Below are 24,670 nucleotides of genomic sequence, written 5' to 3' on the forward strand. Positions count from 1 at the left end.
AAAATATGTCCAAGGTCAAGCCATCGCCATTGCCCCCCGGAACCCTGATTGGCGGCTACCAGGTTGTTCGCAAGGTGGCTGCCGGTGGTTTTGGTGTGGTCTATCTGGCCACCGACGCCGAAGGCCAGCAAGTTGCGATCAAGGAGTATTTGCCAGCCTCACTCACCACCCGCGAAGCCGGTGAGCTGGTGCCGCAGGTGGCCCCGGAAAAGCTGTCGCTTTACCGACTCGGGTTGAAAAGTTTTTTTGAAGAAGGCCGCTCGCTGGCGCAGATCTCCCACCCATCGGTGGTGAGCGTGATGAATTTCTTTCGGGAAAACGACACCGTCTATATGGTGATGAACTACCTGGAGGGTGCCAGCCTGCAGGACTTCATCATCATCGCGCGCGACCTGAAGCAACCCAAGGTTTTTCGCGAGTCGACCATCCGCTCGCTGTTTGAAGAAATTTTGCGCGGCTTGCGCATCGTGCATCAGCACAAGATGCTGCACCTGGACATTAAACCGGCGAATATTTTCATCACCGATGACAACAAGGCGGTGCTGATTGACTTTGGCGCTGCCCGTGAGGTGCTCAGCAAAGAAGGCAACTTCATCCGCCCGATGTACACCCCCGGTTTTGCTGCGCCCGAAATGTACCGGCGCGACAGCACCATGGGTCCGTGGACCGATATTTACGCGATTGGCGCTTGCATCTTTGCCTGTATGCAGGGTTTTCCGCCCAACGAGGCACCGCAGCGGGTCAGCGCCGACCCCTTGGTGCAGGCCTTCAAGCGGCTGCAAGGCGTGTATTCCGACAACCTGATTGAAGTGGTGCAGTGGTGCATGATGCTTGACCCCTTGTCTCGGCCACAGTCGGTATTTGCGCTGCAAAAAGAGCTCAACAGCCCTGGTGAGCGCCGCTACACCCGCCTGAGTGTGAGCGAAAAAGTGCGTCTGCAGTTTGACAACATGGTCTCTGGTACCAAAAAGACCGTGCTCAAGGCCACCGTGCCGAGCAACAAGGTGAAATGAAGTTCTCCGTTTTTCAGGTGAGTCGCAAAGGCGCACGGGACAAAAACGAAGACCGCATGGGCTACTGCTACACCAGCGGCTCGGCGATGTTCATGCTGGCTGACGGCATGGGCGGCCACCCGGAGGGCGAAGTGGCCGCGCAACTGGCCATTCAGACCATGGCTGCCCTGTTTCAGAAAGAAGCCAAGCCTGAGCTGGCCAATGTGGCTGGTTTTTTGAACAACGCGGTGCGATCGGCGCATCGGCAAATCTTGCGCTACGCCAACGACCGGGGCATGCTGGACGCGCCTCGCACTACGGTGGTGCTGGCTGTCATCCAAAACGGCGCCATGTCCTGGACGCACTGCGGCGACTCGCGGCTGTACCTGATCCGCCAGGCTGAGCTACTGATGCGATCGCGTGACCACTCGCTGCTGGAGCAGGACTTGCTCAAACCCTCAGCGCTGCGGTCTGACAACGTCAGAAACCGCAACGTGCTGTTCACCTGCCTGGGCTCGCCGACCCGACCGGTCTATGACCTGGTGGGGCCGGTCAACTTGCAACAGGGCGACCGCGTCATGCTCTGCTCCGACGGCCTGTGGTCGGCATTGAGCGAACAAGACATCGTGGCTGACCTGATGCAAAAGCCGGTGGATTTGGCGGTGCCGGATCTGGTAGAAAAAGCCCTGCGCCTGGCTGGCAGCCACTCAGACAATGTCACATGCCTGGCGCTGGAGTGGGAAACGCCGGACACCTTTGAGACCACCCGCGCCGCCATCACCACTGACTCGATTCTGGACGGCGTGTTTGCCTCCACCGTGCAGGCGGGATGGCTGGATTCGGAGGCAGACGATCTGGACGATCAAGCCATTGAGCGAAGCATTGCCGAGATTAACGCAGCTATTCGCCGCTCGGCGCAGAAAAAAGCCTGATGACAGACTTACGCAAAGCCGCCCCAGCGTCGTTGCGTCCACTTGCCGTACCAGGTGTACTGCCTGCGTGGGCGAGCATGGCAGCCTGTCGGACTTGCGCAAGCATCGGCTGCAATTCGACCGCAGCGGTCCATTTTTTACCGTCTTTTCGCCCCTTAGCCAGGCTATGGGGCTGCAAATCCGGCAAAAACTGTCCTCGCTGGGGCCGAATTTCGCTTCGATGCCGAAAGTCAGACAGGCTGCTAGCTGGGACAATTTTGCGTAAGGCTTTGATTTACATTTGAAAAGGTGTCTTGATCGAGATGCGCGGCAAACTTCGTCCTTCAGGGCGCAGAGGATAGCGCGGACACCATAGGTGTGCTGGGTTCTGTTTTGGCGCGGCCAATGCTGCGCTTTCAGTGTGGTGTTTGCTGCTGCTCGATGTACTGTCGAATCACTGCAATCGGTGCCCCACCACAACTGCCCGCGAAGTAGCTGGGGGACCAAAGCGCATTGCCCCAGAGCTTCTTTCGAATACTGGGAAAGTTCTTTTGCCGCACCATGCGACTCGATACTCCCTTGAGACTGTTCACCAGCGATGACACGGACACTTTGGGCGGGTAGTTCACCAACAGGTGAACGTGGTCATCTTCCCCGTCAAACTCAACGAGTTCAGCCTCAAAGTCAAGACAAGTTTGCGCGAAGATGACGTGCAAGGCATCTAGGATTTCTTTGGTGAACACCTCGCGCCGGTATTTTGTAACGAAGACCAAATGAACGTGCATCAAAAATACACAGTGTCTACCGTGGCGAATATCTGGATTATTTCTCATAGGCCAAGTATAATTTATGCATGCAGCGCCTTCAAGCCTACAGATTCGAACTCATTCCCAATGGGGAGCAGCAGCGCGACATGCGCCGGTTTTCTGGTGCGTGCCGATTCGTATTTAACAAGGCACTGGCGCTGCAAAAAGCCAACACGCAAGCGGGCGAGAAGTTCATCGGCTATGTGGCCATGGCCAAGCGTCTGACCGATTGGCGTAATGGAGCCGAGACGCCGTGGCTCAAAGATGCCCCTTGTCACCCGTTGCAGCACGCCCTTAAAGACCTGGAGCGTGCATACAAGAACTTCTTCGCCAAACGCGCAGACTTCCCGCGTTTCAAACGCAAAGGCAGTGGCGAGAGCTTTCGCTACCCCGATGCCAAGCAGTTCAAACTCGACGCTGGCAATGGCCGCATCTTCCTGCCTAAGCTGGGTTGGATGCGTTTGCGCCTAAGCCGTGAGGTGCTTGGCACGCTCAAGAACGCCACCATCAGCCTGAATGCTGGCAGGTGGTACGTGAGTATTCAAACTGAGCGTGAAGTCGAGCAGCCGGTGCCAACGGCGACCACAGCCATTGGTATCGACATGGGCATCACGCGCTTTGCCACGCTGTCGGACGGCACGTTCGTTGCCCCGCTTAACAGCTTCAAAAAGCACGAACAACGCTTGGCCCGTTACCAGCGGCGCATGAGCCGCAAAGTCAAGTTCAGCAAAAATTGGCTCAAAGCCAAAAGGAGAGTGCAAAACACGCACACCCGTATCAGTAACGCCCGGCGCGACTATCTGCACAAGACCTCAACAACGATCAGCCAAAACCACGCTTTTGTGTGTATCGAGGATTTGCGGGTACGGAACATGTCCAAGTCAGCGGCAGGCGATACTGAAAAACCGGGTAAAAACGTTCGGGCCAAGTCTGGCCTGAACAAAGCCATCCTCGACCAAGGCTGGTTCGAGTTTCGCCGCCAACTGGAGTACAAACTCGGCTGGAATGGCGGGACGCTGGTGGCCGTGCCTGCGCACAACACGAGCAGAACGTGCCCGTGCTGCGGGCATAACGCCAAAGAGAATCGGCTCACGCAATCGAAGTTCTTTTGTGTCGATTGTGGCTATGAGGAAAACGCCGATGTCGTCGGCGCAATGAATGTATTGGCGCGGGGACACCGCGTTGCAGCCTGTGCAGAGGACGGCTCTGGCCTGGGGCGCAAGCCCAAGGCGAAACCAGCCTCAGTGAAGCAGGAGCCCACCGAAGCGACTATGCACGAGGTTTCTCATGCGTAGCACCGTAGGAATCCCCGTCGCGCGCGGCGGGGAGGATGTCAAGACTGATTTTTCACGCGTGGACGCGCGCGCTGTGGATGCCATGCGCCCGGTGTCCATCATTCGCAACTACACCATGCATGCCGAGGGCTCGGTGCTGATTGCGTTTGGCAACACCAAAGTGCTTTGCACTGCCTCGGTCGAAGAGAAGGTGCCCGGCCACAAAAAAGGCAGCGCCCAGGGCTGGGTCACCGCCGAATACGGCATGCTGCCGCGCGCCACCCACACCCGCAGCGACCGCGAGGCCGCGCGTGGCAAGCAGTCGGGCCGCACGCAGGAGATCCAGCGCCTGATTGGCCGCGCGCTGCGCAGCGTTTTTGACTTGAAACTGCTGGGCGAGCGCACCATCCAACTGGACTGCGATGTGCTGCAAGCAGACGGCGGCACCCGTACCGCAGCCATTACCGGCGCGTTTGTGGCAGCGCAGGATGCGGTCAACTGGCTGCTGGCGCAGGGCAAGATCGCCCAGTCGCCGATCCTGAACCACGTGGCCGCCATCTCGGTGGGCATCGTCCAAGGCACGCCGCTGCTGGATCTGGAGTATGTGGAAGACGCCGCCTGTGACACCGACATGAACGTGGTCATGACCGGCGCCGGCCACTATGTGGAAGTGCAGGGCACGGCCGAGGGTGCGGCGTTTACCCGCGCCGAGATGGACGCGCTGCTGGCGCTGGCCGACAAGGGCATCCGTGAGCTCATCGTCTTGCAAAAGAGTGCTTGAAAATTGATAGCTACTAGCGCTTTGTTCATAAGGGCTAGAGCCTTATTTCTTATATGAAAATTGTTTTGGCATCGAATAACTCCGGCAAGCTGGCCGAGCTGCAAGCCATGTTTGCGCCGCTGGGTTTTGAGCTCATCACCCAGGGCAGCCTGGGCATTCCCGAGGCGGCTGAGCCGTATCACACCTTCATTGAAAACGCCCTGGCCAAAGCCCGCCACGCGGCCCAGCACAGCGGTCTGCCAGCGGTGGCCGACGATGCGGGTTTGTGTGTGGATGCCTTTGGTGGCCTGCCAGGCGTGCAAACTGCGTATTACGCGACCCAGTTTGGCTACCCCAAAAGTGACGACAACAATGTGCAAGCATTGCTGGAGCAAATGGCGGGTCTGGACAACCGCCGCGCCGCCATGGTCAGCACGCTGGTGGCAGTGCGCCGCCCGCAAGACCCCGAGCCACTGGTGGCGGTGGGCCGGGTGGTGGGGGAGATTGCGCGCGAGCGGCTGGGTTCTAATGGTTTTGGGTTCGATCCGGTGATGTTCATCCCTGAGTTTGGCAAGACGTTTGCGCAGTTGCCGACCGAGGTAAAGAACGCCCACAGTCATCGGGGCAGGGCGGTAGCGGCCATGGTGGCGCTGATGCGTGAGCGGTGGCTGTGACGGCGGCCGGCCCTGCGGTCAACGCTTTTCCGTTGCGACATATGGCTCAACCCGCGAGGCGGGACCTTTGGGCGGCTTCCTCATACTGGGGTACCAGAAATCGTCAGCCGCCCAAAGTCCCCACCTCGCTGGACGCTCACGCAAGTCCAGCCAGTCCAACAGGTCAGACAGGTCAGACAGGTCAGACAGGTCAGACAGGGCAAACCGTCGATAGGCTAGCAAACGGGCTTTCGGTATCGGGCCAACAAGCGACGGCGATCCACCACATCGGCGTGGAAGTCGGTAGGGGTGACCGCCGATTTCTGGTACCCCAGTATGAGGCGGGCGCCCCTACCGGCTACCGCGCAGCGCTTGCCAATAGCACCTCGAAAAACGCCTCGAATAACGCATCCCGACAGTGCTCCTGAAACACATCAACCGAACAAATGATCCCCATTCTCCCAGAGCCCAGCACCCCCGATGAGCCGGTGCAGCCGCGCGACATTCAACACTACTTGCGCCCCGGCACCCTGCAACTGGCCAGCCTGCCGCCGTTGTCGCTGTATGTGCACCTGCCGTGGTGTCTAAAAAAGTGCCCCTACTGCGACTTCAACTCGCATGAACTGCGTGCCACAGACCTGCCCGAGCAAACCTACATCAACGCACTGATCGCCGACCTGGAAGCGGCGCTGCCGCTGATCTGGGGCCGCAGTGTGAAAAGCATTTTTATCGGCGGGGGCACGCCCAGCCTGTTTTCACCGCAGGCGATTGATCAGCTGCTCGCCGCGTTGCGTGCCCGCTTGCGGTTGGCGCCGGATTGCGAGATCACGCTGGAAGCCAACCCCGGCACCTTCGAGACAAACCGTTTCAAAGCCTTTCGTGCAGCCGGGGTGACGCGCCTGTCAGTGGGCGTCCAGAGCTTCAATGACGACCATCTTCAGACTCTTGGTCGTGTGCATAATCGTGCGCAAGCCCTTGCAGCGCTTGCGGAAGCTGCTCTCTATTTCGATACCTTCAACCTCGACCTGATGTACGCCCTGCCGGGCCAGTCGCTTGACGATTTGCGCGCTGATGTGGCCACCGCCTTGTCGTTCCAGCCACCGCACCTGTCGATCTACCAGCTGACCATCGAGCCCAACACCGCTTTTGCCAAGTTCCCACCAGCCGCCGTAGACGACGACATGGTGGCCGAGATGCTCGACCTGATCACCGACCTGTCTGCGCAGCACGGTCTGCAACGCTACGAGGTATCCGCCTACGCCAGACCAGGTCACGTCTGCGCACACAACCTGAACTACTGGCAGTTTGGCGACTATCTGGGCATTGGCGCGGGCGCGCACAGCAAGCTCAGTTTTGCGCATCGGGTGCTGCGCCAGGTGCGCCTGCGCGACCCCACTCGCTACATGGCGCAGGCCGCAGTGGGCAGCGCCATCGCCCAGGAGCACGAGGTGAGCCGAATCGACTTGCCGTTTGAGTTCATGCTCAATGCCTTGCGACTGGCCGACGGGTTTGAGCTGCAACGCTTTACCGAGCGCACCGGGCTGCCCATTAGCGCCATTGCCCGCACGCTACAGCAGGCGCAGCAGCGCGGCTTGGTGCTCTGCGACCTGACCCATGCCAGGCCCACCGCACGCGGCTTTGACTTTTTGAACGATTTGCAGGCCATGTTTCTGCCTGGCGCCTAAGAAGACGACGCTGCGCATCAAGTCGCAGCTGACTTGGGTCGATATAGCAGTTAACGAACCAGATTGACGCTGGCGATGGCAGGCGCTATCGTTTGACAGCCGGATCGCCCGCAAAAGCGGCAGTCCGGCATATTGACGCAGGAGGCAAATCACCATGTTTTCGGTTTATGGCATGCAAGGGCGACTGTTTCGCGGCAGCCTGGAGCAACTGCGCCAGGTGGGCGGTGTCAGCGCGCTCCCCCGCACCCGCAACCTGTTGCCGGTTGCCAAAGAGGGGCGCGATCGGCTGGCCGAGTCGTTTGGCGCCTTTGTCGAGTCTGAGGCCAACTCGGGCAGCAGCAGCAGCAGCAGCCGCGGCGGCGCCGCAGACGAGGCCCGCAAATCCCCGTTGTCTGCCTATACCGACACGCAACTGGGAAGCCTTGACCGCCGACCGCTAACACAGGTCCAGGATCTGATGAGTAAGCAGATCATCAGCCTCAAGGACACCGCCACGGTGCTCCAAGCGTGGCAGATTTTGAGCGAAAAGGCGGTGGGTCAGGCACCTGTGGTGGACGAACAGGGGCATTTGGTAGGCCTGCTCACGCGTGCAGACCTGCTCAAACCCGAGCGGCTGCCCTCACCAGACAGCCATGCGCTGGCGTGGCGCGCGTTCACGCTGCAAAACGTCACCGAGATCATGGTCACCCCGGTGCCCAGTGTGGCGCCAGAGACGGACATCCGCCGCGTGGCCCGGGTGCTGCTGGACAGCGGCCTGCCCGGCTTGCCAGTGGTGGACGATCAGGGCATGTTGGCCGGGTTTATTGCCCGCTCGGACATTCTGCGCGCGGTGGTGACCGAGCCACCGCTGGATTTGTGGGGGTGAACCGACCCCGGTGCGTATCTGGTAGTCCGTTCGTGAAATTACTTGCCAAAACACGCTCTAGCCCTTGTCGTGTCTGCGCTGGCAGCTATGAAGTTCGACATTGGCTGATAGCCGCCAGCGTTGCACCAGTCGTAATCTGCGGTGAACTCTGAGCGGGTCAGGCGCAGTTCGGAAACCAGGCTGGGCGTTGGGGTGTATTCGAACCAACCGTTGCGCAGCACCGCGTCAGCAGGGGGCTTCATGCCCGCAGCGGAGCCCCGAATGCGCGCACGCACGATGTGCAGGGTGGGTGTCTGGCCGACCTGGGTGGGTGCGTGGACTTCATCAGCAGATGCCGATTGCCCAGGTGGTATGCGGCGCGAATGAAATCAAGTGGTGTGCCGTAATCAAGGCAGGGCGTGATCTTTAGCACAGCTTGCGCGGCTTATGCATTCTGGTCAACAGTAACAATTGTTATAACTTACCGGGGACCAAAATGACCGCACTCAAACTCACCCAAATTGGCAACTCAGTGGGCGTGATTTTGCCCAAAGAGGGGTTGTCAAAACTCAAGTTAGTCAAGGGGGACACAGTTTTTCTGTCCGAGGCCGTTTATGGCGTGAATTTAAGTCCCTATGCGCCCGACATGGAGGAGCAACTCAAGCTCGGTCGTGAGTTCATGCATGATTTTCGTGACACCTTTCATCAATTGGCCAATTGAGCGCCTTGAAGTGGATTGATCGGCGAGTGCTCCTGCTGCTGCAAGAAGAAAGTCTGGCAGAACAAGGGGGTGCCAGCGGTCTGCGTGACGAGGGTTTGCTTGATTCGGCGTTGGCCAGGCCGCTGAATGTGTCACTTTATGAACAGCCCGACGCCGCGCGGCTGGCGCCGGCCTATGGTCTGGGGCTGGCCAAGAACCATGCGTTTGTGGACGCAAACAAGCGAGTAGCTTTTCTGGCGGTAGGCTTTTTTCTGGCGATCATCGGCTACCGATTGCGCGCTAAACAGTCAGATGCAACGCTGGTCATGCTCTAGGTCGCCTCGGGTGACATTGATGCAGCCGCTTTCGCCGCCTGGATTCGCGCTCACATTCAAGCGCGCTGAAGCCGAACTTGAGGTGCAAACCCGCACCGCCGCTGCCGCTATGGCCTTTGAGTGTCTAAACAGCAGCTTGATCGACCCGCTGGCACCAGATACGCCCAAGCCGCCGGGCAGCGCATCAGTTGCACGCGACGGCCACTTGTTTCAGGCTAACGGGTGTTGATGCCTCGCTGTGCCCAGCGGCGCCGATGTAACTGCCCGCGGACAGTCAGCAGCATCAGAGCCAGCGCCACCAGCCACAGGCTGTCGGGCTCAGGAATAGCTGCGGCGAACTGAGCGCCCAGAATGGTATGCCCGGCGGTCGTTGGGTGCACGCCGTCCCAGAACAGCCAGGTGTTGGGGTCGTTGCAGCGGCCATTTTGGAGGTTGGCCACACACTGTTGCGTCACGTTGGTGAAACCAAAGAGTTCCTTATCGGCAATGATTGCGTTGAGCGCGCCAAAGGTGTCGAACTGCGTGATGCTCACTTCGTTCATGCCCTGGTCCAGAGCAGTCAAGGCGCCAGCCAGAGCGGTGTTAAACGCCACCGTCAGGCCCGACACATTGGCGCTAAGGCTAGGGTCCCCAGAAAAAGCAGGGGTTTTGCCGAGGTCAGGCATGTTGGGGATCAGGAAGTTGGTTGCGCCTTTACCCGATAGCTGTTGAACAGCGCCTACGATGTTGGTGACGCCGGTGGTGATCAACTCTTTGGGTGAAAGGCCAGCGGCGCCAAGCAACGCGTTTGAAAACACGTCATTGGGAAAGGCCCAGATCACGAAGAGCGACTCGTCCGGCACGATGCTTCCTCTGAAATCAGTCGTGAATTTGCTCACCTGGCTGGCCACGCCCCCTTGGTCAGCAAAAAAGGTTTTCAGAGCGTCTGGCACGCTTGGATTGAGAGCGTTCGCGTTGTAATTCAAGCTGCCGCTGGTAGCGCCACCCAGCGCATAGTTGGTGCCGCCAAAGTTGGACGGTTTGAAGGTGGTGTCACCCGAGTGATAGGCCTGCCAGAGGTACTCCACCGCGGTTGGACCGTTGGAATAGCGGGTGTCGGCGAAGGGGTAGGGCGGAAAAGCGCCTGGCCCGCTGTAGTTCCCCCCATCCGAGAGTGAATCGCCAAAGACAAAGAGCTGATTAAGCGTCGTTAGGCTGGCATGCGCGTCGAGCGCCAGCATCAGCGCCACGGACAGGGCAAGCAGTAGTTTTTGGAAGAATCGTGTCATGTTGTCTCCTGTTTTTTATCGGGAAAGCACGTGAAAAATACTCTACGGCACTGGTCGCCCCAGCCCCTGCTGGTCCTGTGAGCGCGCTGACAGGTAGGCAAACAGATCGGTGATGCGCGCGGTCACACGCGGTTCGCCTTGCCAGGCGGGCATGATTACCACCGGGCCTTGGCGTTGCATGATCTGGCCCACCAGTTGATCCAGTGCGGCACCGTCCGGGCGCGGTTGGTGGGGGGCTAAATTCCAGTCATAGCGTTTGAGCACCAGGCCGACAAAACGGCGCTCACTCATCTCGCGCACTTTGGGCAGCAAGTCAGGCGCTTTGGCGGTGCCCAGCGCATTCGGGCCGTGGCAGGCGGCGCAACGGTCTTGAAACACACGCCAGCCGGTGTACACAGAGCCGGCCGGCTGGACCTCCTGCGCCAGTTCTTGCGCGGGTTGTTTGTTTTTCAGTTCTACCGCGCAACCCGCCAAGATCAGGGCTGCGCTCAGGGCCGCGATCCCGGCGCTTACCGGCCAGAAGCGTTTGCCAGATAAGGGTTTGATTTGGGTGATGATGATCTCCTGGTAGTGGAATCTGCTGCGCGGCTACTGACTGGCTTTCAATGCTGGGTCAGTCAAGTGAGCCTTGCAAGGTGGTGGGTGGTGCTTCATCTGCGGTACATACGCGGTTGCGCCCGGTCTGTTTGGCGCGGTACATGGCTTTGTCGGCCAAATGCAGCGCCGTCTTCACGTCGGTCACATCAGCGGTGATAGACGCTACGCCCAAACTGATGGTGAAAGGCACCGTTTGTCCCGCTTGAAGGGCCGGGCTGGCCTGCACCGCCAGGCGCAGGCGCTCAGCCAGTTGCACGGCGGCCTCATGGCTGGTGCCCGGCAGCAGCACGGCAAATTCTTCGCCGCCGAGTCGCCCCAGAGAGTCCACGCCGCGCAAACCTTCGTACAGCACCGCCACCAGATGTTTGAGCACTGTATCGCCCACCACGTGTCCGTAGGTGTCGTTGACGCGTTTGAAAAAGTCAATGTCCAGCATCAGCAGTGCTGCTTCCTCACCATAACGCTCCACGCGCGCCAGTTCGTTCTTAAGCTTTTCCATGAAGATGCGCCGGTTGTCCGCCTGCGTTAGCGGGTCTTGGTAAGCCATTTGCTTCAACTGCAGTTGCCGGGTTTTGTTCTCGGTGATGTCAAACAAAAAACCACTCAAATGGGTGACGTCGGGGTTGTTTTGCAATGCTACCGACGTGGCGGTGGTCTTGAGCCATCGCTGCTCGCCCGTGTCTGTAGTTAGCCGGAACTCATGGTCGTAGTCTTGGCGTTTAGAGATGGCATCCTGAAAAACGGTGATTAATCCGGCGCGATCCTCAGGATGCACCATCCGGAACAACAAGGTGTAGTCTGCCATCAGCACTTCGGGCGCCACGCCGAGCAGTGTCTGGCTATAGGGGCCGACTTAGGTCAACCCAGGGTGGTTCTGGTCAGTCACGTCAAAGTGAAACAACATGCAGGGAATAGTTTGCGCCAGTTGTTCAAACCGCTGATGGCTCAACCGCAGGGCCTGTCGTGCTGCTGCCACCTTGGCGGCCAAGCGCGTCCCGCTGCGCTGGTGGCGCAGCAGCCCCCAACTCGACAGCGCCGCCATGGCCAGCCAGATCGACACAAGGGCGATGCACATGGCGCGCCAGGATGCGTAAATCGCGCTGGTCTCCCGCGAGGCCACGGCCACAAAGCTATGGGTGGCGTGCAGGCCTTGCAAATTTACGGTGCGCGTCACGGCCATCGTGGGCTTGCCGCTGACTCCTGGGCCGACAACGTCACTCTCTGGCAGGTTACTGGCCAGATGGTCATTTAAAAAAGAACGTGTCGTGAGCCGGTTTCCCTGTTGAAAAGGCAGATTGGGTAGGGAGGTGACATAGACCTGCCCCTGGTCGTGCACCAGTGTGGTTCGCAAGTCCGGCGCATATTGCAGATTTTTCATCAGCGCCTCAAAGTAGACCGGCGACAGCGTGGCCGTCACCACACCACCGAATTCACCGTTAGGTCGCACGATGGTGCGTGACAGGGTGACCGACCAGACGTTCAAAACGCTTTGAAACGGCGGTGCAATGTGCAGCAGGGCGCCTGTCTTGTCAGCAGCAGCCTGCTTGAAGTAGTCGCGGCTGGAAAAATCCTGTCCCAGCAACTCGGTGCGGTTCGAGAGCTGGCAGATGCCATTGGAGTCGGTGACCGCAAAAGTGCGCGTGCCCGGCATCATGTGGGCCACGCGTTGCAGGTGCTCGTGGGCGAACGGCAAATAGCCGTTGGGCCCGCGCCAGCGCACCATGCTTTGCAGCATGGTGCGCAGGGCAGCGTCTGCGGACTGAATTTGGGCGGTCAGCGACTCATCAAGCACCCTGACTTGGGTCCGCAACCGTGCGCGTTCGGCATCGCTCGCGGCGACGTAATCGCGCCACTGACCTCCCGCCATAACGACCCCGAGGGTGAGCAACACCACGCCAAGCAAAAGCCACTGGCCCAAGTTCTTGCTCTTGTGCAACGCAGGGGGGTGAAAGTCAGAGGCCATCAGTCTCCATCGGGGCGCTGAGCAAAGCATAGTCTTTACAGAACGGCATAGCAAGAGACAGGGTCGACTGGCGTGCGGCTCGGGCGCAGCGTTAGGGGCTGGTGCCTAATGCGCCGCTTTTAGCGTTCGATCTGAGCCAATGGCAGCACGGTGCTGCTTTTGATGCTCTGCAACACGATGTTGGAGCGAACGCTGTGGACCACTTTGATGCGTGCCAGACGGCGCAGCACTGACTCCGACAGGTCCTGCAGGCTGGCCGCCACGATTTGCAGGATGTAGTCCGACTCGCCGGTGACCGCAAAGCATTCCAGCACCTCGGCAAAGCCAGCAATCTCACGTTCGAAGGCAATGCCCTCGACATCACCGTGGCGTGCCAACGTCACATAGCAGATGGCGCGCACACCCAGTCCGATGCGCGCCGGGTCCAGCAGCGCCACGGTGCGTCGAATGATGCCGCTGGCCTGCAGACGCGCCACGCGACGGCTCACTTGCGAGGGCGACAGATGCACCGCCTCGCCGAGCTGCTGGTGGGTGGCACTGGCGTCTTGCTGCAGTGCGGCCAAAAGCGCTATGTCGAATTTATCAAGCAATGAATCATCGATAACTGTTTTATTCATGCATGAATTATGCAGGTTGGAACCCAAATGCCCAACAAATTGCAAACCTGTTGCAGGTGCTTCTGGCTACCATTCATATCAGCTATTTTTTACCTGATGCCATTACCAACGCATCCTTGTCGTTGATGCTTCGCCTTGTCGTGTGACAGCACTGCCTGCGGCTTTGCGCCTGGATGCGACGGATCTGGAAACGCATTGACACCTTGAAACCCCTATGAACACCATGCCGATCAACACCTCTTGTCTGGCCACCGCGCCCGCTGCTATTGGCGCAGCCGAGGCTACCCAGCCACTGCCAGCCGCCAGCCGTTTGGAAAGTGGCAGTAGCCTGGTTGCGCCACGTCACCAGCCTTTTGAAGACGTGCAGGCGCTGTTCACCGGCACCTTGTTTGTGGCGTTTGGTGTGTTGATGTTTGGCAACACCGGCTTGCTGACCGGCGGCACCACCGGGCTGGCCTTTTTGATTCACTACACGCTGGGCTGGAACTTTGGCGCGGCGCTGTTTCTGGTGAATGTGCCGTTTTACGTGCTGGCTTGGCGGCGCATGGGGCGTGTCTTCACGCTCAAGACGGTGTTGGCCGTGGGGCTGCTGTCGGGTTTGGTCACGCTGCTGCCCAAGTGGGTCAGCTTTGGCGTGCTGTCGCCGCTGTTCACTGCGGTGATGGGCGGGCTGCTGATGGGGGTGGGCATTTTGATGCTGTTTCGCCACCGGGCCAGCCTGGGTGGCTTCAATGTGCTGGCGCTGTTTCTGCACGATCGATATGGCTGGCCCGCCGGGCGGGTGCAGATGGCGATGGACGCCGTCGTGCTGCTCGGCTCCTTTGCCGTGCTGGACTGGCAGCATGTGGCGCTGTCGGTGCTGGGCGCGGTGATGCTGAACCAGACGCTGGCCACCAACCACCGCAAAGAGCGTTACGTGGCGCTGTGACGTTTATATGTAAAAAGTGCCTCTAACCCAATCATTACAAGCGCCAATAGCTATTATTTATAGAGCGTTGATGGTGGCTTGGTAGCGGGATCCCTGCCAAGTGCCACGGCGTTCTAGTTCGGCCGTGATGCGTGGCGCCAACTCAAACAGACGCAGGTTCCACGCGGGCGCCAGCTTTTGCGAGGGTGGCACCTCGCTGCCCACGCGCTGCAGCCAGATGCGCGGTGACAGGCGCTCAATGAAGTCCGCCAGCAGGCTGATGCAGTCTTCCTCACCCAGCAGCGGCACCGAGTCCGGGTTGCGCTGCCAGTCGCGCGCCAGCAGCGTGCCGCGCACCACCTGCAGTTGATGGAGTTTGAGTGCGTGGATCGGCAGGGCAGACAACAGTCGTGCGCCGTCAAGCATGCTCTGAACCGATTCGCCCGGAAGCCCCAGCAATAGATGCGCAGTGACTTCCAGACCACGCGCCGCCGCCCGCTCAATCGCATCGACGCTGGTGGCAAAAGTGTGGCCGCGGTTCACCCGCGCCAGTGCCGTGTCGTTGCAAGACTCCACGCCAATTTCCAACTCGATGATGTGGCTGTGTGAGAGATCTACCAAGTAGTCCAGCACCTGGTCTGGCAGGCAGTCGGGCCGGGTGCCGATGGCCAGGCCGTTGATGGCTGGGTGCGCCAGCGCTTCGTCATAGCAGGCGCGCAGTCGCTCGATGTCGCCATAGGTGTTGCTGTAGCTTTGAAAGTAAGCCAGGTAGTGCGGTGTGCCGGGGTAGCGCCGACGCAAAAATTCCAGCCCCTCATCAAGCTGCGCGGTGATGGTCTGGTTTGCCTCAAGATAGCTCGGCGTGAAACTGTCGTTGTTGCAAAACGTGCAGCCACCCTTACTCAGCAGCCCGTCGCGGTTGGGGCAGGTGAAGCCGCCCAACACCGACACCTTTTGCACCCGACCTCCGTAGCGGGCTTTAATATGTTCATTCCACGCGCGGTAGCGGCGTTCGCCCAATGGGGATGGCACAGATAAAGTCATGCTGCCGATTGTCGATGACGCGTTTCCGAGGATTTGCCGACAATGCTAGGCATGCTTGTCTGTCTACCCCCAAAAAAAACCATCACCTTCTTGCTGACTGTGCTTCTGCTCACGCCCCTGGCGCAAGCCAACTTGCTATTGCACTGCGAGGTGACCTACGCTGGCAGCACGCAGGTCATTGAGACGGGTCCGGTGGCTGACCCGTACCCGGTGCAGTCCATTGATATTGGCGGGCGTTTCTGGTTCAAGCCGGTGATGGTGGGTGAGGGCAACAGGGTGGACTACGTCAAGCTCTACGCCTATCTGGATGCCCAAAAGCAGCCGCTGCTGCTGCAAGAGGCGATTTATCGGCCCCCGTTTCCAGCCGCTACGACGCCGCATCCGCTGACCGGCGAGCAGCATCTTTACGGCGGTGCGCTGGAGCGTGAACTGATCTACAGCTGCACGCTGCAAGGGGTGCAACCATGAGCCGCACCCGGTTGTCACTGCGCCACTGCATTCTGGCGGGTGTCTTGCTGGCGGGCTGCGCCGCTGGTTTTGCGGCAGACAACACCGCGCCAGTGAGCCTGGTGTTTGCCGGCGACATTGTGCTGGACGACGCCGCGGGCGAGATGATCCGTGCGGGTGACGACCCGTTCGCCGACTTTGCCGGGACATTTGGCAATGCCGACATTCGCCTGGCCAACCTGGAATGTGTGGTGGCCACCACCGGCACGGCGGGTGACAAGATCTACACCTTTCGGGCGCACCCGCGCACGCTGGCGGTGCTCAAGCGCCACTTTGACGCGCTGGCGCTGGCCAACAACCACTCAGGCGACTTTGGCCGTGAGGCCTTTGCCGAGATGCTGGGTTTGTTGAAGCAGTCACAGCTGGGCCAGTTTGGCGCTGGCCACAACTTGTCTGAGGCGCATACCCCGTTGATCATCGAGCGCAAGGGGCTGCGCATCGCCTTGCTGGGCTACAGCGAGTTCATGCCCCGCAGTTTTGAGGCCGATTACAACGCGCCCGGCGTGGCCTGGAGTGAAGACGAGCAAGTGGTCGCCGACATCAAAAAAGCGCGCAGCTTTTACAAGGCTGATGTGGTCATTCCAGTGATGCACTGGGGTTGGGAAAACGAGCTCACTTCCACCCCACGCCAGCGCCAACTGGCGCACCTGATGATCGACGCGGGTGCCGATGCGGTGATTGGCGGACACCCGCATGTGACGCAGGAGATTGAGCCTTACCATGGCAAACCGATCATCTACAGCGTGGGCAACTTCGTCATGAAAGAAACCGACAACGCCCGCCAACGCCAGGGCTGGCTGCTGCGCCTGCAGCTTGACAAAGACGGCGTGCGCGCTTTCGATACCCGCGTGGCCGCGATCAATATGGAAGGCATTCCCAGCCTGGACCGCACCGCGACCAGCGCATGTTGGCAGCGGGGGCAGGGTGCGCTCCAGCTGTGTGCCACAACGGAATAAGACCGGTTATTTCAGTGATTCCGTATAAAGCGATGGTTTTCACCGCTGGTGGGCGTTTTAGCCTGGAGGCACACTACCCCACTTCGCTTAACGGGAGTTCTCATGCTGCAACTGATTCGACAAAGCCTGCGTGCTGGTGTTGTGGTTCTGGGGTTGGGACTGTGCGCTTGGGCCAGCGCAGCCGCGCTTGATGGCTTGGCGCCGATGGAGCTGCAAAAAGTCGGCAAAGACATTTACTTTGTTCAGGGCCAGTCGGGTGCAGCCAGCTCAGCCAACGCCGAATTCATTTCCAACGCCGGGGCAGTGGCCACGGGTGAGGGGTTAGTGGTGTTTGACACGCTAGGCACACCTGCGCTGGCGGCGAAAATGCGTCAGCTCATCTAAGCGGCCAGTGGTGAAAAGGTCAAAATCGTGGTGGTATCGCACGACCACCCTGAGCATTTTTATGGCGTGCAGTCGTTTGCCGGGCCGGGTGTAGAGATCATTGCGCACCCCAACTCGGTGGCGGTGTACAACGGTGAAAACACCACCCGCCGCCTGGAGCAGCGCCGCCAAGACTTGTTTCCTTGGGTCAGCGAATACACCCACCTGATGCTGGCAACGCGACCAGCCAAGATCAGCCCCACGCAAAACGAGACCTTCATGCCCGGGCGCTACAGCTTCACGCTGATTGATGGCTTGGGCGCACACGCGCCAGACGACATGATGATGCGTGTGCAGGAGCTTGGCTTGCTGCTTGCCGGTGACCTGTTCTTCACTGGCCGGGTGCCGTTTGTCGGTGAGGCTGGCCCCAATCTCTGGCTCAAGGCGCTGGACCGCAGGTCCGAGACCCCACCCAAAGTGGCGATTCCGGGCCACGGCGCCGTGTCTTATGCGCCTGACAAAGACCTCACCCTGACGCGCCGCTACCTCACTTACCTGTCCGAAAAGATGGCCACGGCCGAGGCCAACGTGCAAAGACCTGAACGCAGAGAAAGACAGCCTGCAGCAAAAATAGCGCCAACTGCCAGAGGGCTCAACCCCGTTTGGCGCTTTGAACGCTGCTGACACAGTTGCGCCCCCGGCCCTTGGCGACATAAACACCTTCGTCGGCCGCTTTAAGCAGGGCCTCGAAGTTGGTCATGTCGCTCTGGCGGGCCGCCACGCCAATGCTGACGCTACCAGTCCAGGTGCCGCTGCCCGCAGGCACGCGCAAGTCATCCACCTCATGGCGCACCTTCTCGGCTAGCCGCAGGGCGCCCTCCAGTGGCGTGTGGGCGCAGATGATCAAAAACTCGTCGCCGCCCAGGCGGCAAACCAGATCGTCGTTGCGCACCGCCTCTTGCAGGCTGTGCGCCAGTTGGCGCAGCACCGCATCACCCGCATCGTGACCGCAGGTGTCGTTGATCTTTTTGAAGCCGTCAGCGTCAATCATCATGCAGGCCAGAGGCGCGCCACTTTGGGTAGCCGCCTGCCATTCGCGCTCCAGCACCAGCATGGCCTGGCGGCGGTTGGGCAGGCCGGTCAGCACGTCGGTCATGGCGATCGTTTCCAGGCGCTGATTCAGGTCAGACAGCGCTTGCGTGCGCTCGGCCACACGGGCCTCCAGGGTCTGATTCAAATTAAACAGGGCGCGGCTGCGCTCGGACACCTGGATCACCAGCTGGCTCATGGCTTGCAGCAAGGTGGCGGTGGCGGGGTCGCGGGTTTTTTTGAAGGCTTCCAGCGCTTCTTCGGCCGACTTGCCGTCTTGTGCGGCTTGCATCAGCCAGGTCATGAGCCGGTCGGTACCCAGAATGTGGTAGGCCAGCCAGTTGCTCAGAAAGCTCAGCAGCGCGTGGCCGCCATCTCGGTCGTCGCCCATCATGCGGGTGTGCATGTCGACGATGTCCTGCAAAAACTGGGCGTGTTCTTTGCGGTGGCGTGCGATATGGCTGGGGTACACGCCGCGCTGCACCATCAGCGCTTCTTCTTCCTGGAAGTGATACAGCGTATAGCGCTTAAGCTCTTGAAAAAGTGACTCGACCTCGGCCCTGCTGGCACCAGTTGGGCGCATCAGTGCATCGCCGAACTGGTTAATGCAGTCCACCAGGTAATGGTGTTGCTCATCAACGGTCGGCAGGCCGGTCAAAAAAACGGTATCCCAACGAAATGCTTGCATCGCATCCACCTTCTCTTATGTGTTTTCTTGCACCTTAAGGCAGTCATTGTTGCACCAAGTCAGGTCAAAATGTTGCTATGACTGAACCATCTTCCCCGCCACCTGACGCACCCGCCCCGCCTCAACCAAGCCCTGCGGCGCAGCCCCGCAACCCGCTGCATGGTGTGACGCTGCAAGCCATGGTCACCGCACTGTCCGACTTTTATGGGTGGGACGGGCTCAGCGCACGCATTCCGGTGCGCTGTTTTGCCCTGGACCCCAGCGTGCCGTCGAGCCTGAAGTTCTTGCGCAAAACGCCCTGGGCGCGTGAGAAGGTCGAAGGGCTTTACCTGTTTATGCTGCGCGAGCAACGCCGGGGTCGCTGATTTTCTGCATTTAAGTTGCTGCGCTAAACATAGCTACAGGCGCTTTATGGATAAGGGCTAGAGGCCTATTTGATAGTCAAAGCGTGTCAAGCTGCCCACGGATCTGGTTGGCGCGCAGCCGCAATGCCGCCAGCGCTGAATCATCCATGCGGGCGAGTTGCTGGTAGGCCATGCCAATGCGCGGGTTGTTTTTGAGTTTGTCTGCGTTGCGCAGGTAAAAGTCCCAGTACAGCGCATTGAACGGGCAGGCAACGTCCCCCAGGCGCTGTTTTTTGTCATAGGCGCAGCCTTTGCAGTAGTCGCTCATGCGGTCAATGTAGGCGGCGCTGCTCACATAGGGTTTGGTGGCCAGCAGGCCGCCGTCGGCAAACTGGCTCATGCCCAGGGTGTTGGGCAGTTCCACCCACTCAAACGCATCGATGTAGACGCCCAGATACCAGCGGTGCAAGGCTGGCACATCCAGCCCCGCCAGCAGGGCAAAGTTGCCAATCACCATGAGGCGCTGAATGTGATGCGCGTGGGCGTTGTGTAGCGAGGTGGTGATGCTGGCGGCCAGGCAGTTCATGCGCGTGTCGCCGCTCCAAAACCACTTGGGTAGCGGCGTGGTGTGGTCAAAGTAGTTGTGTTCGTCGTAGCCCGGCATCTGCGCCCAGTAAATGCCCCGCACATACTCGCGCCAGCCAATGATCTGGCGGATAAAGCCCTCGGCAGCGGCCAGCGCTACCCGGCCTGCGCGCCACTCGGCTTCGACCCGCTGCACCACTTCTTGGGATTTAAGCATCTTCACATTGAGAGAAAAAGAGAGCAGCGAGTGGAACAGCCGCCAGGCTTTGCGGCTCATCGCGTCCTGAAAGTCGCCAAAGTGCGGCAGCGCGTGGGTGATGAAGTGCTCCAGCTGTTGCAGGGCTTCAGCGCGGTTGATCGGCCAGCGTGATTGCGTTGCTCTGGGCTCGCCAAAGCTGTTGACGCCAGCCGCCTGAATGCTGGCCCACAGCGCGCTGTGGTCATGCTCTGGACGCAAGTCGGGCGGCTCGGGTGGCGTGCCTTTCCAGGGCTTGCGGTTGTCTGCATCAAAGTTCCACTGGCCGCCAGCGGGTTTGCCCGCCGCGTCCATCAGCACATGGTGGCGTTTGCGCAGGTGGCGGTAGAAGGTTTCCATCAGCCACTGCTTGCGGTTGGCAAACAGCTCGGCGGCTTCGTGGCGCTGGGTGTAGAAATGCTCACTATCAACTTGAGAGCTACCTGCGCTTATTCCACAGGGGCTAGAGGTTTGTACTTGGGGTTTTGCCTGGACTTGGGGTTTTGCCTGGACTTGGGGTTTTGCCTGGACTTGGGGTTTTGCCAAAAAGGCTTGTAACTGCTGATCCAGCCTGAATTCATCGGGGTCCTGGTACTCGAACACTTGTACTTGGAAATGGGCGATCAGCACGCTCAGGTTGTCAGTCAGGCTTTGTGTGTTGGCCGGGTCGTTGATGCTCAGATAGTGCACCCGATGGCCAGCCTCGGCGAGCTGGCGCGCCAGTTCGCGCATGCCGGCAAAGATGGCGATGATTTTTTGCGCGTGGTGCAGCACGTAGTCGGTTTCCTGACGGATTTCCATCAGCACATACACCACCTCGGAGCGCACTGTGGCAAACCAGCTGTGCTGCGGATTGAGCTGGTCGCCCAGGATCAGGCGCAGGGTGTGCGCAGTCAGGTGGGTTGGGGTGGCGTTCATGCGCTTATACGTTCAGCCGAAGCTGCCGGGAATGGCAGTCGCGGGTCGTTGCGGAACCAGTCATTGAGCGTGCTCATGGCACGGGTTTGGCAGCACGACGGCAGCGCTCCGAGCAGTATTTGACGTTGTCCCAGTCGCGCGCCCACTTTTTTCGCCAGGCAAAAGGCTTGCCGCAGGTGAGGCAGATTTTGCTCGGCAACTCGGATTTTTTGCGCATTTTCATGGGACCGTGATCTCACTCAAAGCCGAAACTGAGTTGCGCGCTGGCGGCAGCAGAGGCGGGTGCTAGCCGACGCGTGCTCGCCGGTTGGCCGTCACGCCCCTTGCGCGAGCCATGTTTTTCTACGATGGCCGCCTTGGCGGCGCGCACTTCGGGGCGGCGGCGCAGGCTGTGCAGGCGGTCTTTGGCTACGCGGGTTGCTCTCTCTAGGTCGACGGGCGGCAGCGGCCACGCATCAGGCGCACCCGCTGGTGCGTCGGCGCTCACACGCACACCGCAGGCGGCCTGCACGCTCTCGGGCATGCGCCAGGGCTCCAGCAGCCAGCTGTCAGGCACGCGGCGCAGGGCCGGGCACCAGCGGCGCACAAAAAAACCTTGTGGGTCATGGTCTTGCGCTTGCTTGACGGGGTTGTAGACACGCGTGGTGTTGATGCCGGTGGTGCCGCTTTGCATTTGCATCTGGCTCCAGTGGATGCCGGGCTCATAGTCCAGAAACTGGCGCGCCAGCCATTGCCCCACCAGCTGCCAGTGCAGCCACAGCGGGTAAGCCGCCACCGAGACCAGCATGGCGCGCATGCGAAAGTTCAGCCAGCCGGTCTCGCGCAGCATGGCGACGCAGGCATCCACCATCGGCCAGCCGGTGCGCCCTTGGGTGAGTGCTTCAAAATGCGCCGGGTTCCAGTCGGGCTCGCGCAGGCCGTCGTAACCCCGGTGCAGGTTGCGCCACGCCAGCTCGGGTTCACTTTCCAGCTTCTGGATAAAGTGGCAATGCCAGTGCAATCGGCTCAAAAATGCCTCTAGCCCTTTTGCAGCATAGGCAGAGCGCTCTTTAAGTTGTAGTAATTTGGCATCCGTGGCTTGCACCACTTCGCGCAGGCTTAACGCGCCAAAGCTCAGGTAGGGCGACAGGCGTGAGCAGGCGCTGGGGGCCGACAGCGGTGACGAGATGCCGCCCCGGTAGTGGCGGCAACGGTCGTTAAGAAAACTCTCCAGCACCGCAAGCCCGGCGCTGCGCCCACCGCGCTGGCGATCCGGCGGCTCAAACGCAGCCAGCCCCAGCTCTTGCGCGCTGGGCACTGCTTGCGCGGGCCACGGGCTGGGTTGAAACTGCAGCTTATTGCGCTCCCAAATCATCGTTGTTGCTTCGCCTTGTCGTGCGACAGCACTGCCTGCGGCGTCTGTCCTAGAAACGAATGATTTGAAAGCGGAATTTTCGGGCTGGGGACAGGGGAGTTGCGGCGCTTGCGTGTGAGACGCCCAATGGCTTTGCCAGTGGTTGCGGCTGGTCAACCGGCGCACCACGCCAAACTGCGGGAACTCCTGCCAGCTCACACTTTGTGCGCGGCACCAGCGGGCTACCGCCTTGTCGCGCTCAAAGGTGACCGCGTTGCCGGTTTCTTCGTGTGAAAACAGCCGCTCAAAATTTGCCAGCGTGTGTAACTGCGCCAAAACGTCGGTCACCTCGCCGGTGCGCACTTGCAGGCGGCCGCCCAGGGTTATCAGCGCGTGTGCCAGTTCGCGCAGGCTCTCCAGAATAAATTCGTAGTGCTGGCGTGCTGCATCAGGCTGTGTCCACAGGCTGGGCTCGATCACATACAGACACAGCACCGGCCCCTGCGCGGCAGCGGCTTGCAAGGCGGCATGGTCGTGCAGGCGCAAATCGCGTTTGAACCAGACCAGGCTGTAACCCATGCCTTGAATTAGCTCAACGGCGAGCCGTGTCAGATGGCGCGTCAGGGGACGGGTTTGCTGCTATTTCTGCAGCTTCCAGCCCTTTCTCTACAAGGGCTGGAAGCCGATTTGACTCGGAATCCGGCGGCAGCATATTGTTGCCGTTCCAGCGCTGGCCGCACCAGCAAAGGCCTTCGGCATTGATCAGGCAGGTGCCCGTGCCGCAGCAGCGTGTGTCAGTGGTCATGGTGTGCTCCTTGGGGTCTACGCGGGTTTTAACCAGCAGTGAAAAAAACCACCGCCAGGCATAAGCAGGCCACCACGCTCAAACGCAGGCGTAGCGGCAAGTACCAGACGGGCAACTCAATCATCCGCGCCAGGCGCAGGTCTTGTCGGTAGTGCGCCAGCAGCCCGGCAATCAACAGGATGGCACCGGCTTTAGGCACCAGCATCAGCGCCGCCCAACCCAGCAGTGAGGGCACGACGCTCCAAAGATACAGCGGGTGGCTCGGCACGCCCTGCAGCTGCGGGTGCGTCATGGCAAAGGCCCAATGCAGTGCGCCGACAAAGCTCAGTATCACTGCGCCATAAGCGAGCAGGCCTGGCACCCAGGTGGCACTGTGCGCAGGGTCCAACCAACTGGCGCCGGCCAGCGCGAGGAACGGAATCAGCCCGCCGTAGCCTAGCCAGGCAACGACGGTGGGGCTGGTGGGTGAGGAAGTCATTCGCGTCAAAAGTAAGGTGGGCTGGGTGAAATAAGCGGGGTGAAAAAGTGCGGTTGATCGGCCGAATTGTGTCTGAAAGCCGTTGCCCCGGTGAATACTTGGCGAGCAAAGCCAGCGCATGCCCGCGGTTTTTTCATGGCTTTTTTGGCAGCGCAAACCGCTGCGCAGGCGCAAACAGGTATCTTCTGAAACCAAGATGTCGTCTGCACCGTGACGGCCAGCCCCATGGACATGCTATGAAACCCACTTCAGCCGCCGTTCTGCGCTCCCATTCATCCGACTATTTACACGCTCATTCATCCGCCCTGCGCGACCTGCGCCGAACCACCTTGCGGGCGCTTGGCGCCTTGCTGATATTTGGCGCTGCGGTGCTGGCGGGGGGGCGGGCCAACGCCCAGGCACCGCTGCCCAGCGGTGTGGCCGCACCAGTCGGCCAGGCGGTGGCGATCTTTGCCGGGGGGTGCTTCTGGTGTGTGGAGTCTGACTTTGACCCGGTGCCGGGGGTGATTTCCACCACCTCAGGCTACACCGGCGGTAAAACCGCCAACCCCACTTATGAAACCGTGTCAAGCGACACCACTGGTCATGCCGAAGCGGTGAAAATTGTGTTTGACCCGGCCAAGGTGAGCTATCGCCAACTGGTTGACCGTTTTTGGCACACCATTGACCCCACCACTGAAGACCGCCAGTTTTGCGACCGTGGCACGTCTTACCGCAGCGCCATCTTTGCGGTGAATACCGAGCAACTCGCCCAGGCCCAGGCCTCCAAAGCGGCGCTGGACAAGACCAAGCCGTTCAAAGAGCCGGTGGTCACGCAGATCCTGCCTGCCAGCGCCTTTTATCCCGCTGAAGACTACCACCAGGACTATTACAAAAAGAACGCTCTGCGCTACAAGTTTTACCGCACCAGCTGCGGGCGTGATGCGCGCCTGAGCAGCCTGTGGGGCGACTTGGCGGGCAAGTAGCGGGAAAAACAGCGGTTAGAGGGTCGCGTTCAAACCAGGCAAGCGGCG

The 24,670-nt window shown here is 60.1% G+C and carries 30 protein-coding genes and 2 pseudogenes; 17 read left to right on the forward strand and 15 right to left on the reverse strand.

What is annotated here, in order from left to right; translation table 11 throughout:
- Positions 1–5: 5 nt before the first annotated feature.
- Both BLL52_RS09555 and BLL52_RS09560 read left to right on the forward strand, forming a co-directional pair.
- A complete protein-coding gene (locus tag BLL52_RS09555; RefSeq protein ID WP_075586455.1) occupies positions 6–1,013 on the forward strand; it encodes a serine/threonine protein kinase in 1,008 nt (335 codons plus the stop codon).
- Positions 1,010–1,924, forward strand: coding sequence for a PP2C family protein-serine/threonine phosphatase (locus BLL52_RS09560; RefSeq protein WP_075586456.1), 915 nt, complete (start codon positions 1,010–1,012; stop codon positions 1,922–1,924). The genes BLL52_RS09555 and BLL52_RS09560 overlap by 4 nt, the downstream gene beginning before the upstream one ends.
- 395 nt (positions 1,925–2,319) lie before the next feature.
- Here BLL52_RS09560 and tnpA read toward each other — a convergent pair whose 3' ends face one another.
- Positions 2,320–2,736 carry an IS200/IS605 family transposase gene (tnpA, locus tag BLL52_RS09570; protein WP_075586458.1) on the reverse strand — a complete coding sequence of 139 codons (417 nt, stop codon included), beginning with the start codon at positions 2,734–2,736 and terminating at the stop codon, positions 2,320–2,322.
- A gap of 20 nt (positions 2,737–2,756) precedes the next feature.
- Here tnpA and BLL52_RS09575 point away from each other — a divergent pair, with 20 nt between their 5' ends.
- The 5 genes from BLL52_RS09575 (at position 2,757) to BLL52_RS09595 (ending at position 7,946) form a co-directional block, all read left to right on the forward strand.
- A complete protein-coding gene (locus BLL52_RS09575; protein ID WP_075586459.1) occupies positions 2,757–4,004 on the forward strand; it encodes an RNA-guided endonuclease InsQ/TnpB family protein in 1,248 nt (415 codons plus the stop codon).
- Entirely contained in the window at positions 3,997–4,764 is a 768-nt protein-coding gene (gene rph / locus BLL52_RS09580) for a ribonuclease PH (RefSeq protein WP_075586460.1), read from the forward strand. The genes BLL52_RS09575 and rph overlap by 8 nt, the downstream gene beginning before the upstream one ends.
- 53 nt (positions 4,765–4,817) lie before the next feature.
- Complete coding sequence (rdgB, locus tag BLL52_RS09585; RefSeq protein ID WP_075586461.1) at positions 4,818–5,417, forward strand: RdgB/HAM1 family non-canonical purine NTP pyrophosphatase; 600 nt, start codon at positions 4,818–4,820, stop codon at positions 5,415–5,417.
- A 425-nt stretch (positions 5,418–5,842) separates the two neighbouring features.
- Positions 5,843–7,081 carry a radical SAM family heme chaperone HemW gene (gene hemW / locus BLL52_RS09590; protein WP_075586462.1) on the forward strand — a complete coding sequence of 413 codons (1,239 nt, stop codon included), beginning with the start codon at positions 5,843–5,845 and terminating at the stop codon, positions 7,079–7,081.
- Between the two features lie 154 nt (positions 7,082–7,235).
- Complete coding sequence (locus tag BLL52_RS09595) at positions 7,236–7,946, forward strand: CBS domain-containing protein (protein ID WP_075586463.1); 711 nt, start codon at positions 7,236–7,238, stop codon at positions 7,944–7,946.
- Between the two features lie 38 nt (positions 7,947–7,984).
- Here the strand turns inward: BLL52_RS09595 and BLL52_RS09600 are convergent, their stop codons facing one another.
- Both BLL52_RS09600 and BLL52_RS21385 read right to left on the reverse strand, forming a co-directional pair.
- Entirely contained in the window at positions 7,985–8,299 is a 315-nt protein-coding gene (locus tag BLL52_RS09600; protein WP_083633881.1) for a DUF1850 domain-containing protein, read from the reverse strand.
- A pseudogene (locus BLL52_RS21385) lies at positions 8,275–8,370 on the reverse strand (urease accessory protein UreE); the annotation flags it as partial. The pseudogene BLL52_RS21385 and the gene BLL52_RS09600, both read right to left, overlap by 25 nt.
- A gap of 51 nt (positions 8,371–8,421) precedes the next feature.
- Here BLL52_RS21385 and BLL52_RS09610 point away from each other — a divergent pair.
- The 3 genes from BLL52_RS09610 to BLL52_RS19965 are packed head-to-tail and all read left to right on the forward strand — an operon-like array spanning position 8,422 to position 9,189.
- Positions 8,422–8,646 (forward strand): AbrB/MazE/SpoVT family DNA-binding domain-containing protein, encoded by a 225-nt coding sequence (locus BLL52_RS09610; RefSeq protein ID WP_075586465.1) that lies wholly within the window; start codon positions 8,422–8,424, stop codon positions 8,644–8,646.
- Entirely contained in the window at positions 8,643–8,960 is a 318-nt protein-coding gene (locus tag BLL52_RS09615) for a type II toxin-antitoxin system death-on-curing family toxin (RefSeq protein WP_083633883.1), read from the forward strand. Before BLL52_RS09610 ends, BLL52_RS09615 begins: the two co-directional genes overlap by 4 nt.
- A 19-nt stretch (positions 8,961–8,979) precedes the next feature.
- Positions 8,980–9,189: a hypothetical protein gene (locus BLL52_RS19965; protein ID WP_083633884.1), complete on the forward strand. Its 210-nt coding sequence runs from the start codon at positions 8,980–8,982 to the stop codon at positions 9,187–9,189.
- On the opposite strand, the gene BLL52_RS09620 is transcribed toward BLL52_RS19965, so the two are convergent.
- From BLL52_RS09620 to BLL52_RS09640, 5 genes are all read right to left on the reverse strand, one after another.
- Complete coding sequence (locus BLL52_RS09620) at positions 9,176–10,228, reverse strand: SGNH/GDSL hydrolase family protein (RefSeq protein WP_075586466.1); 1,053 nt, start codon at positions 10,226–10,228, stop codon at positions 9,176–9,178. The two genes, BLL52_RS19965 and BLL52_RS09620, sit on opposite strands and share 14 nt — an antisense overlap.
- Before the next feature lie 42 nt (positions 10,229–10,270).
- Positions 10,271–10,702 (reverse strand): c-type cytochrome, encoded by a 432-nt coding sequence (locus tag BLL52_RS09625; protein WP_075586467.1) that lies wholly within the window; start codon positions 10,700–10,702, stop codon positions 10,271–10,273.
- Between the two features lie 139 nt (positions 10,703–10,841).
- Positions 10,842–11,648 (reverse strand): sensor domain-containing diguanylate cyclase, encoded by an 807-nt coding sequence (locus BLL52_RS09630; RefSeq protein WP_075586468.1) that lies wholly within the window; start codon positions 11,646–11,648, stop codon positions 10,842–10,844.
- Between the two features lie 30 nt (positions 11,649–11,678).
- Positions 11,679–12,788 (reverse strand): PDC sensor domain-containing protein, encoded by a 1,110-nt coding sequence (locus tag BLL52_RS09635; protein WP_075586469.1) that lies wholly within the window; start codon positions 12,786–12,788, stop codon positions 11,679–11,681.
- A gap of 119 nt (positions 12,789–12,907) precedes the next feature.
- Entirely contained in the window at positions 12,908–13,405 is a 498-nt protein-coding gene (locus BLL52_RS09640; RefSeq protein ID WP_075586470.1) for an Lrp/AsnC family transcriptional regulator, read from the reverse strand.
- Positions 13,406–13,619: 214 nt separating this feature from the next.
- Here BLL52_RS09640 and BLL52_RS09645 point away from each other — a divergent pair, with 214 nt between their 5' ends.
- Complete coding sequence (locus tag BLL52_RS09645) at positions 13,620–14,333, forward strand: YitT family protein (protein ID WP_338065731.1); 714 nt, start codon at positions 13,620–13,622, stop codon at positions 14,331–14,333.
- Positions 14,334–14,390: 57 nt separating this feature from the next.
- On the opposite strand, the gene mnmL is transcribed toward BLL52_RS09645, so the two are convergent.
- The gene (gene mnmL / locus BLL52_RS09650) at positions 14,391–15,356 is read right to left on the reverse strand and encodes a tRNA modification radical SAM protein MnmL/YtqA (RefSeq protein WP_075586471.1); all 966 of its coding nucleotides are present in this window, start codon (positions 15,354–15,356) and stop codon (positions 14,391–14,393) included.
- Between the two features lie 99 nt (positions 15,357–15,455).
- Between mnmL and BLL52_RS09655 the strand changes: the two genes are divergently transcribed.
- The 4 genes and pseudogenes from BLL52_RS09655 to BLL52_RS09670 all read left to right on the forward strand — a co-directional run.
- Positions 15,456–15,824 (forward strand): hypothetical protein, encoded by a 369-nt coding sequence (locus BLL52_RS09655; protein WP_241839166.1) that lies wholly within the window; start codon positions 15,456–15,458, stop codon positions 15,822–15,824.
- On the forward strand, positions 15,821–16,819 hold the full coding sequence (locus tag BLL52_RS09660; RefSeq protein WP_075586472.1) for a CapA family protein: 999 nt from the start codon (positions 15,821–15,823) through the stop codon (positions 16,817–16,819). The genes BLL52_RS09655 and BLL52_RS09660 overlap by 4 nt, the downstream gene beginning before the upstream one ends.
- 102 nt (positions 16,820–16,921) lie before the next feature.
- Complete coding sequence (locus BLL52_RS09665; protein ID WP_075586473.1) at positions 16,922–17,203, forward strand: MBL fold metallo-hydrolase; 282 nt, start codon at positions 16,922–16,924, stop codon at positions 17,201–17,203.
- 18 nt (positions 17,204–17,221) lie between these two features.
- Positions 17,222–17,866, forward strand: a pseudogene (locus BLL52_RS09670) (MBL fold metallo-hydrolase); the annotation flags it as partial.
- Here BLL52_RS09670 and BLL52_RS09675 read toward each other — a convergent pair.
- Positions 17,835–18,959, reverse strand: a complete 1,125-nt coding sequence (locus BLL52_RS09675) for a GGDEF domain-containing protein (RefSeq protein WP_075587170.1) — start codon at positions 18,957–18,959, stop codon at positions 17,835–17,837. The pseudogene BLL52_RS09670 and the gene BLL52_RS09675 sit on opposite strands and share 32 nt — an antisense overlap.
- Before the next feature lie 77 nt (positions 18,960–19,036).
- Here BLL52_RS09675 and BLL52_RS09680 point away from each other — a divergent pair, with 77 nt between their 5' ends.
- Positions 19,037–19,324 (forward strand): VF530 family protein, encoded by a 288-nt coding sequence (locus BLL52_RS09680; RefSeq protein WP_075586475.1) that lies wholly within the window; start codon positions 19,037–19,039, stop codon positions 19,322–19,324.
- A 76-nt stretch (positions 19,325–19,400) separates the two neighbouring features.
- Here BLL52_RS09680 and BLL52_RS09685 read toward each other — a convergent pair whose 3' ends face one another.
- The 5 genes from BLL52_RS09685 to BLL52_RS09705 all read right to left on the reverse strand — a co-directional run bounded on the left by BLL52_RS09685 (position 19,401) and on the right by BLL52_RS09705 (position 23,657).
- Positions 19,401–21,041, reverse strand: coding sequence for a cryptochrome/photolyase family protein (locus tag BLL52_RS09685; RefSeq protein ID WP_075586476.1), 1,641 nt, complete (start codon positions 21,039–21,041; stop codon positions 19,401–19,403).
- Positions 21,042–21,114: 73 nt separating this feature from the next.
- Entirely contained in the window at positions 21,115–21,264 is a 150-nt protein-coding gene (locus tag BLL52_RS09690; RefSeq protein WP_075586477.1) for a DUF2256 domain-containing protein, read from the reverse strand.
- A 12-nt stretch (positions 21,265–21,276) separates the two neighbouring features.
- Positions 21,277–22,953, reverse strand: a complete 1,677-nt coding sequence (locus BLL52_RS09695) for a cryptochrome/deoxyribodipyrimidine photo-lyase family protein (RefSeq protein ID WP_075586478.1) — start codon at positions 22,951–22,953, stop codon at positions 21,277–21,279.
- A gap of 13 nt (positions 22,954–22,966) precedes the next feature.
- Positions 22,967–23,179, reverse strand: a complete 213-nt coding sequence (locus BLL52_RS09700) for a hypothetical protein (RefSeq protein ID WP_075586479.1) — start codon at positions 23,177–23,179, stop codon at positions 22,967–22,969.
- 28 nt (positions 23,180–23,207) lie between these two features.
- Complete coding sequence (locus BLL52_RS09705) at positions 23,208–23,657, reverse strand: DUF3429 domain-containing protein (RefSeq protein WP_075587171.1); 450 nt, start codon at positions 23,655–23,657, stop codon at positions 23,208–23,210.
- A gap of 236 nt (positions 23,658–23,893) precedes the next feature.
- Between BLL52_RS09705 and msrA the strand changes: the two genes are divergently transcribed.
- Positions 23,894–24,622: a peptide-methionine (S)-S-oxide reductase MsrA gene (gene msrA / locus BLL52_RS09710; protein WP_139313360.1), complete on the forward strand. Its 729-nt coding sequence runs from the start codon at positions 23,894–23,896 to the stop codon at positions 24,620–24,622.
- Positions 24,623–24,670 lie beyond the last annotated feature (48 nt).

The organism is Rhodoferax antarcticus ANT.BR, from assembly GCF_001938565.1.
Classification (GTDB): Bacteria; Pseudomonadota; Gammaproteobacteria; order Burkholderiales; family Burkholderiaceae_C; genus Rhodoferax; species Rhodoferax antarcticus.

What these genes read in the sequence shown, in the direction of transcription:
- BLL52_RS09555 (WP_075586455.1), top strand. Translation starts at nt 6, where the DNA reads ATGTCCAAGGTCAAGCCATCGCCATTGCCCCCCGGAACCCTGATTGGC.
- BLL52_RS09560 (WP_075586456.1), top strand. Translation starts at nt 1,010, where the DNA reads ATGAAGTTCTCCGTTTTTCAGGTGAGTCGCAAAGGCGCACGGGACAAA.
- tnpA (WP_075586458.1), bottom strand. Translation starts at nt 2,736, where the DNA reads ATGAGAAATAATCCAGATATTCGCCACGGTAGACACTGTGTATTTTTG.
- BLL52_RS09575 (WP_075586459.1), top strand. Translation starts at nt 2,757, where the DNA reads ATGCAGCGCCTTCAAGCCTACAGATTCGAACTCATTCCCAATGGGGAG.
- rph (WP_075586460.1), top strand. Translation starts at nt 3,997, where the DNA reads ATGCGTAGCACCGTAGGAATCCCCGTCGCGCGCGGCGGGGAGGATGTC.
- rdgB (WP_075586461.1), top strand. Translation starts at nt 4,818, where the DNA reads ATGAAAATTGTTTTGGCATCGAATAACTCCGGCAAGCTGGCCGAGCTG.
- hemW (WP_075586462.1), top strand. Translation starts at nt 5,843, where the DNA reads ATGATCCCCATTCTCCCAGAGCCCAGCACCCCCGATGAGCCGGTGCAG.
- BLL52_RS09595 (WP_075586463.1), top strand. Translation starts at nt 7,236, where the DNA reads ATGTTTTCGGTTTATGGCATGCAAGGGCGACTGTTTCGCGGCAGCCTG.
- BLL52_RS09610 (WP_075586465.1), top strand. Translation starts at nt 8,422, where the DNA reads ATGACCGCACTCAAACTCACCCAAATTGGCAACTCAGTGGGCGTGATT.
- BLL52_RS19965 (WP_083633884.1), top strand. Translation starts at nt 8,980, where the DNA reads ATGCAGCCGCTTTCGCCGCCTGGATTCGCGCTCACATTCAAGCGCGCT.
- BLL52_RS09620 (WP_075586466.1), bottom strand. Translation starts at nt 10,228, where the DNA reads ATGACACGATTCTTCCAAAAACTACTGCTTGCCCTGTCCGTGGCGCTG.
- BLL52_RS09635 (WP_075586469.1), bottom strand. Translation starts at nt 12,788, where the DNA reads ATGGCCTCTGACTTTCACCCCCCTGCGTTGCACAAGAGCAAGAACTTG.
- BLL52_RS09640 (WP_075586470.1), bottom strand. Translation starts at nt 13,405, where the DNA reads ATGAATAAAACAGTTATCGATGATTCATTGCTTGATAAATTCGACATA.
- BLL52_RS09645 (WP_338065731.1), top strand. Translation starts at nt 13,620, where the DNA reads ATGAACACCATGCCGATCAACACCTCTTGTCTGGCCACCGCGCCCGCT.
- mnmL (WP_075586471.1), bottom strand. Translation starts at nt 15,356, where the DNA reads ATGACTTTATCTGTGCCATCCCCATTGGGCGAACGCCGCTACCGCGCG.
- BLL52_RS09660 (WP_075586472.1), top strand. Translation starts at nt 15,821, where the DNA reads ATGAGCCGCACCCGGTTGTCACTGCGCCACTGCATTCTGGCGGGTGTC.
- BLL52_RS09665 (WP_075586473.1), top strand. Translation starts at nt 16,922, where the DNA reads ATGCTGCAACTGATTCGACAAAGCCTGCGTGCTGGTGTTGTGGTTCTG.
- BLL52_RS09675 (WP_075587170.1), bottom strand. Translation starts at nt 18,959, where the DNA reads ATGCAAGCATTTCGTTGGGATACCGTTTTTTTGACCGGCCTGCCGACC.
- BLL52_RS09680 (WP_075586475.1), top strand. Translation starts at nt 19,037, where the DNA reads ATGACTGAACCATCTTCCCCGCCACCTGACGCACCCGCCCCGCCTCAA.
- BLL52_RS09685 (WP_075586476.1), bottom strand. Translation starts at nt 21,041, where the DNA reads ATGAACGCCACCCCAACCCACCTGACTGCGCACACCCTGCGCCTGATC.
- BLL52_RS09690 (WP_075586477.1), bottom strand. Translation starts at nt 21,264, where the DNA reads ATGAAAATGCGCAAAAAATCCGAGTTGCCGAGCAAAATCTGCCTCACC.
- BLL52_RS09695 (WP_075586478.1), bottom strand. Translation starts at nt 22,953, where the DNA reads ATGGGTTACAGCCTGGTCTGGTTCAAACGCGATTTGCGCCTGCACGAC.
- BLL52_RS09700 (WP_075586479.1), bottom strand. Translation starts at nt 23,179, where the DNA reads ATGACCACTGACACACGCTGCTGCGGCACGGGCACCTGCCTGATCAAT.
- BLL52_RS09705 (WP_075587171.1), bottom strand. Translation starts at nt 23,657, where the DNA reads ATGACTTCCTCACCCACCAGCCCCACCGTCGTTGCCTGGCTAGGCTAC.
- msrA (WP_139313360.1), top strand. Translation starts at nt 23,894, where the DNA reads ATGAAACCCACTTCAGCCGCCGTTCTGCGCTCCCATTCATCCGACTAT.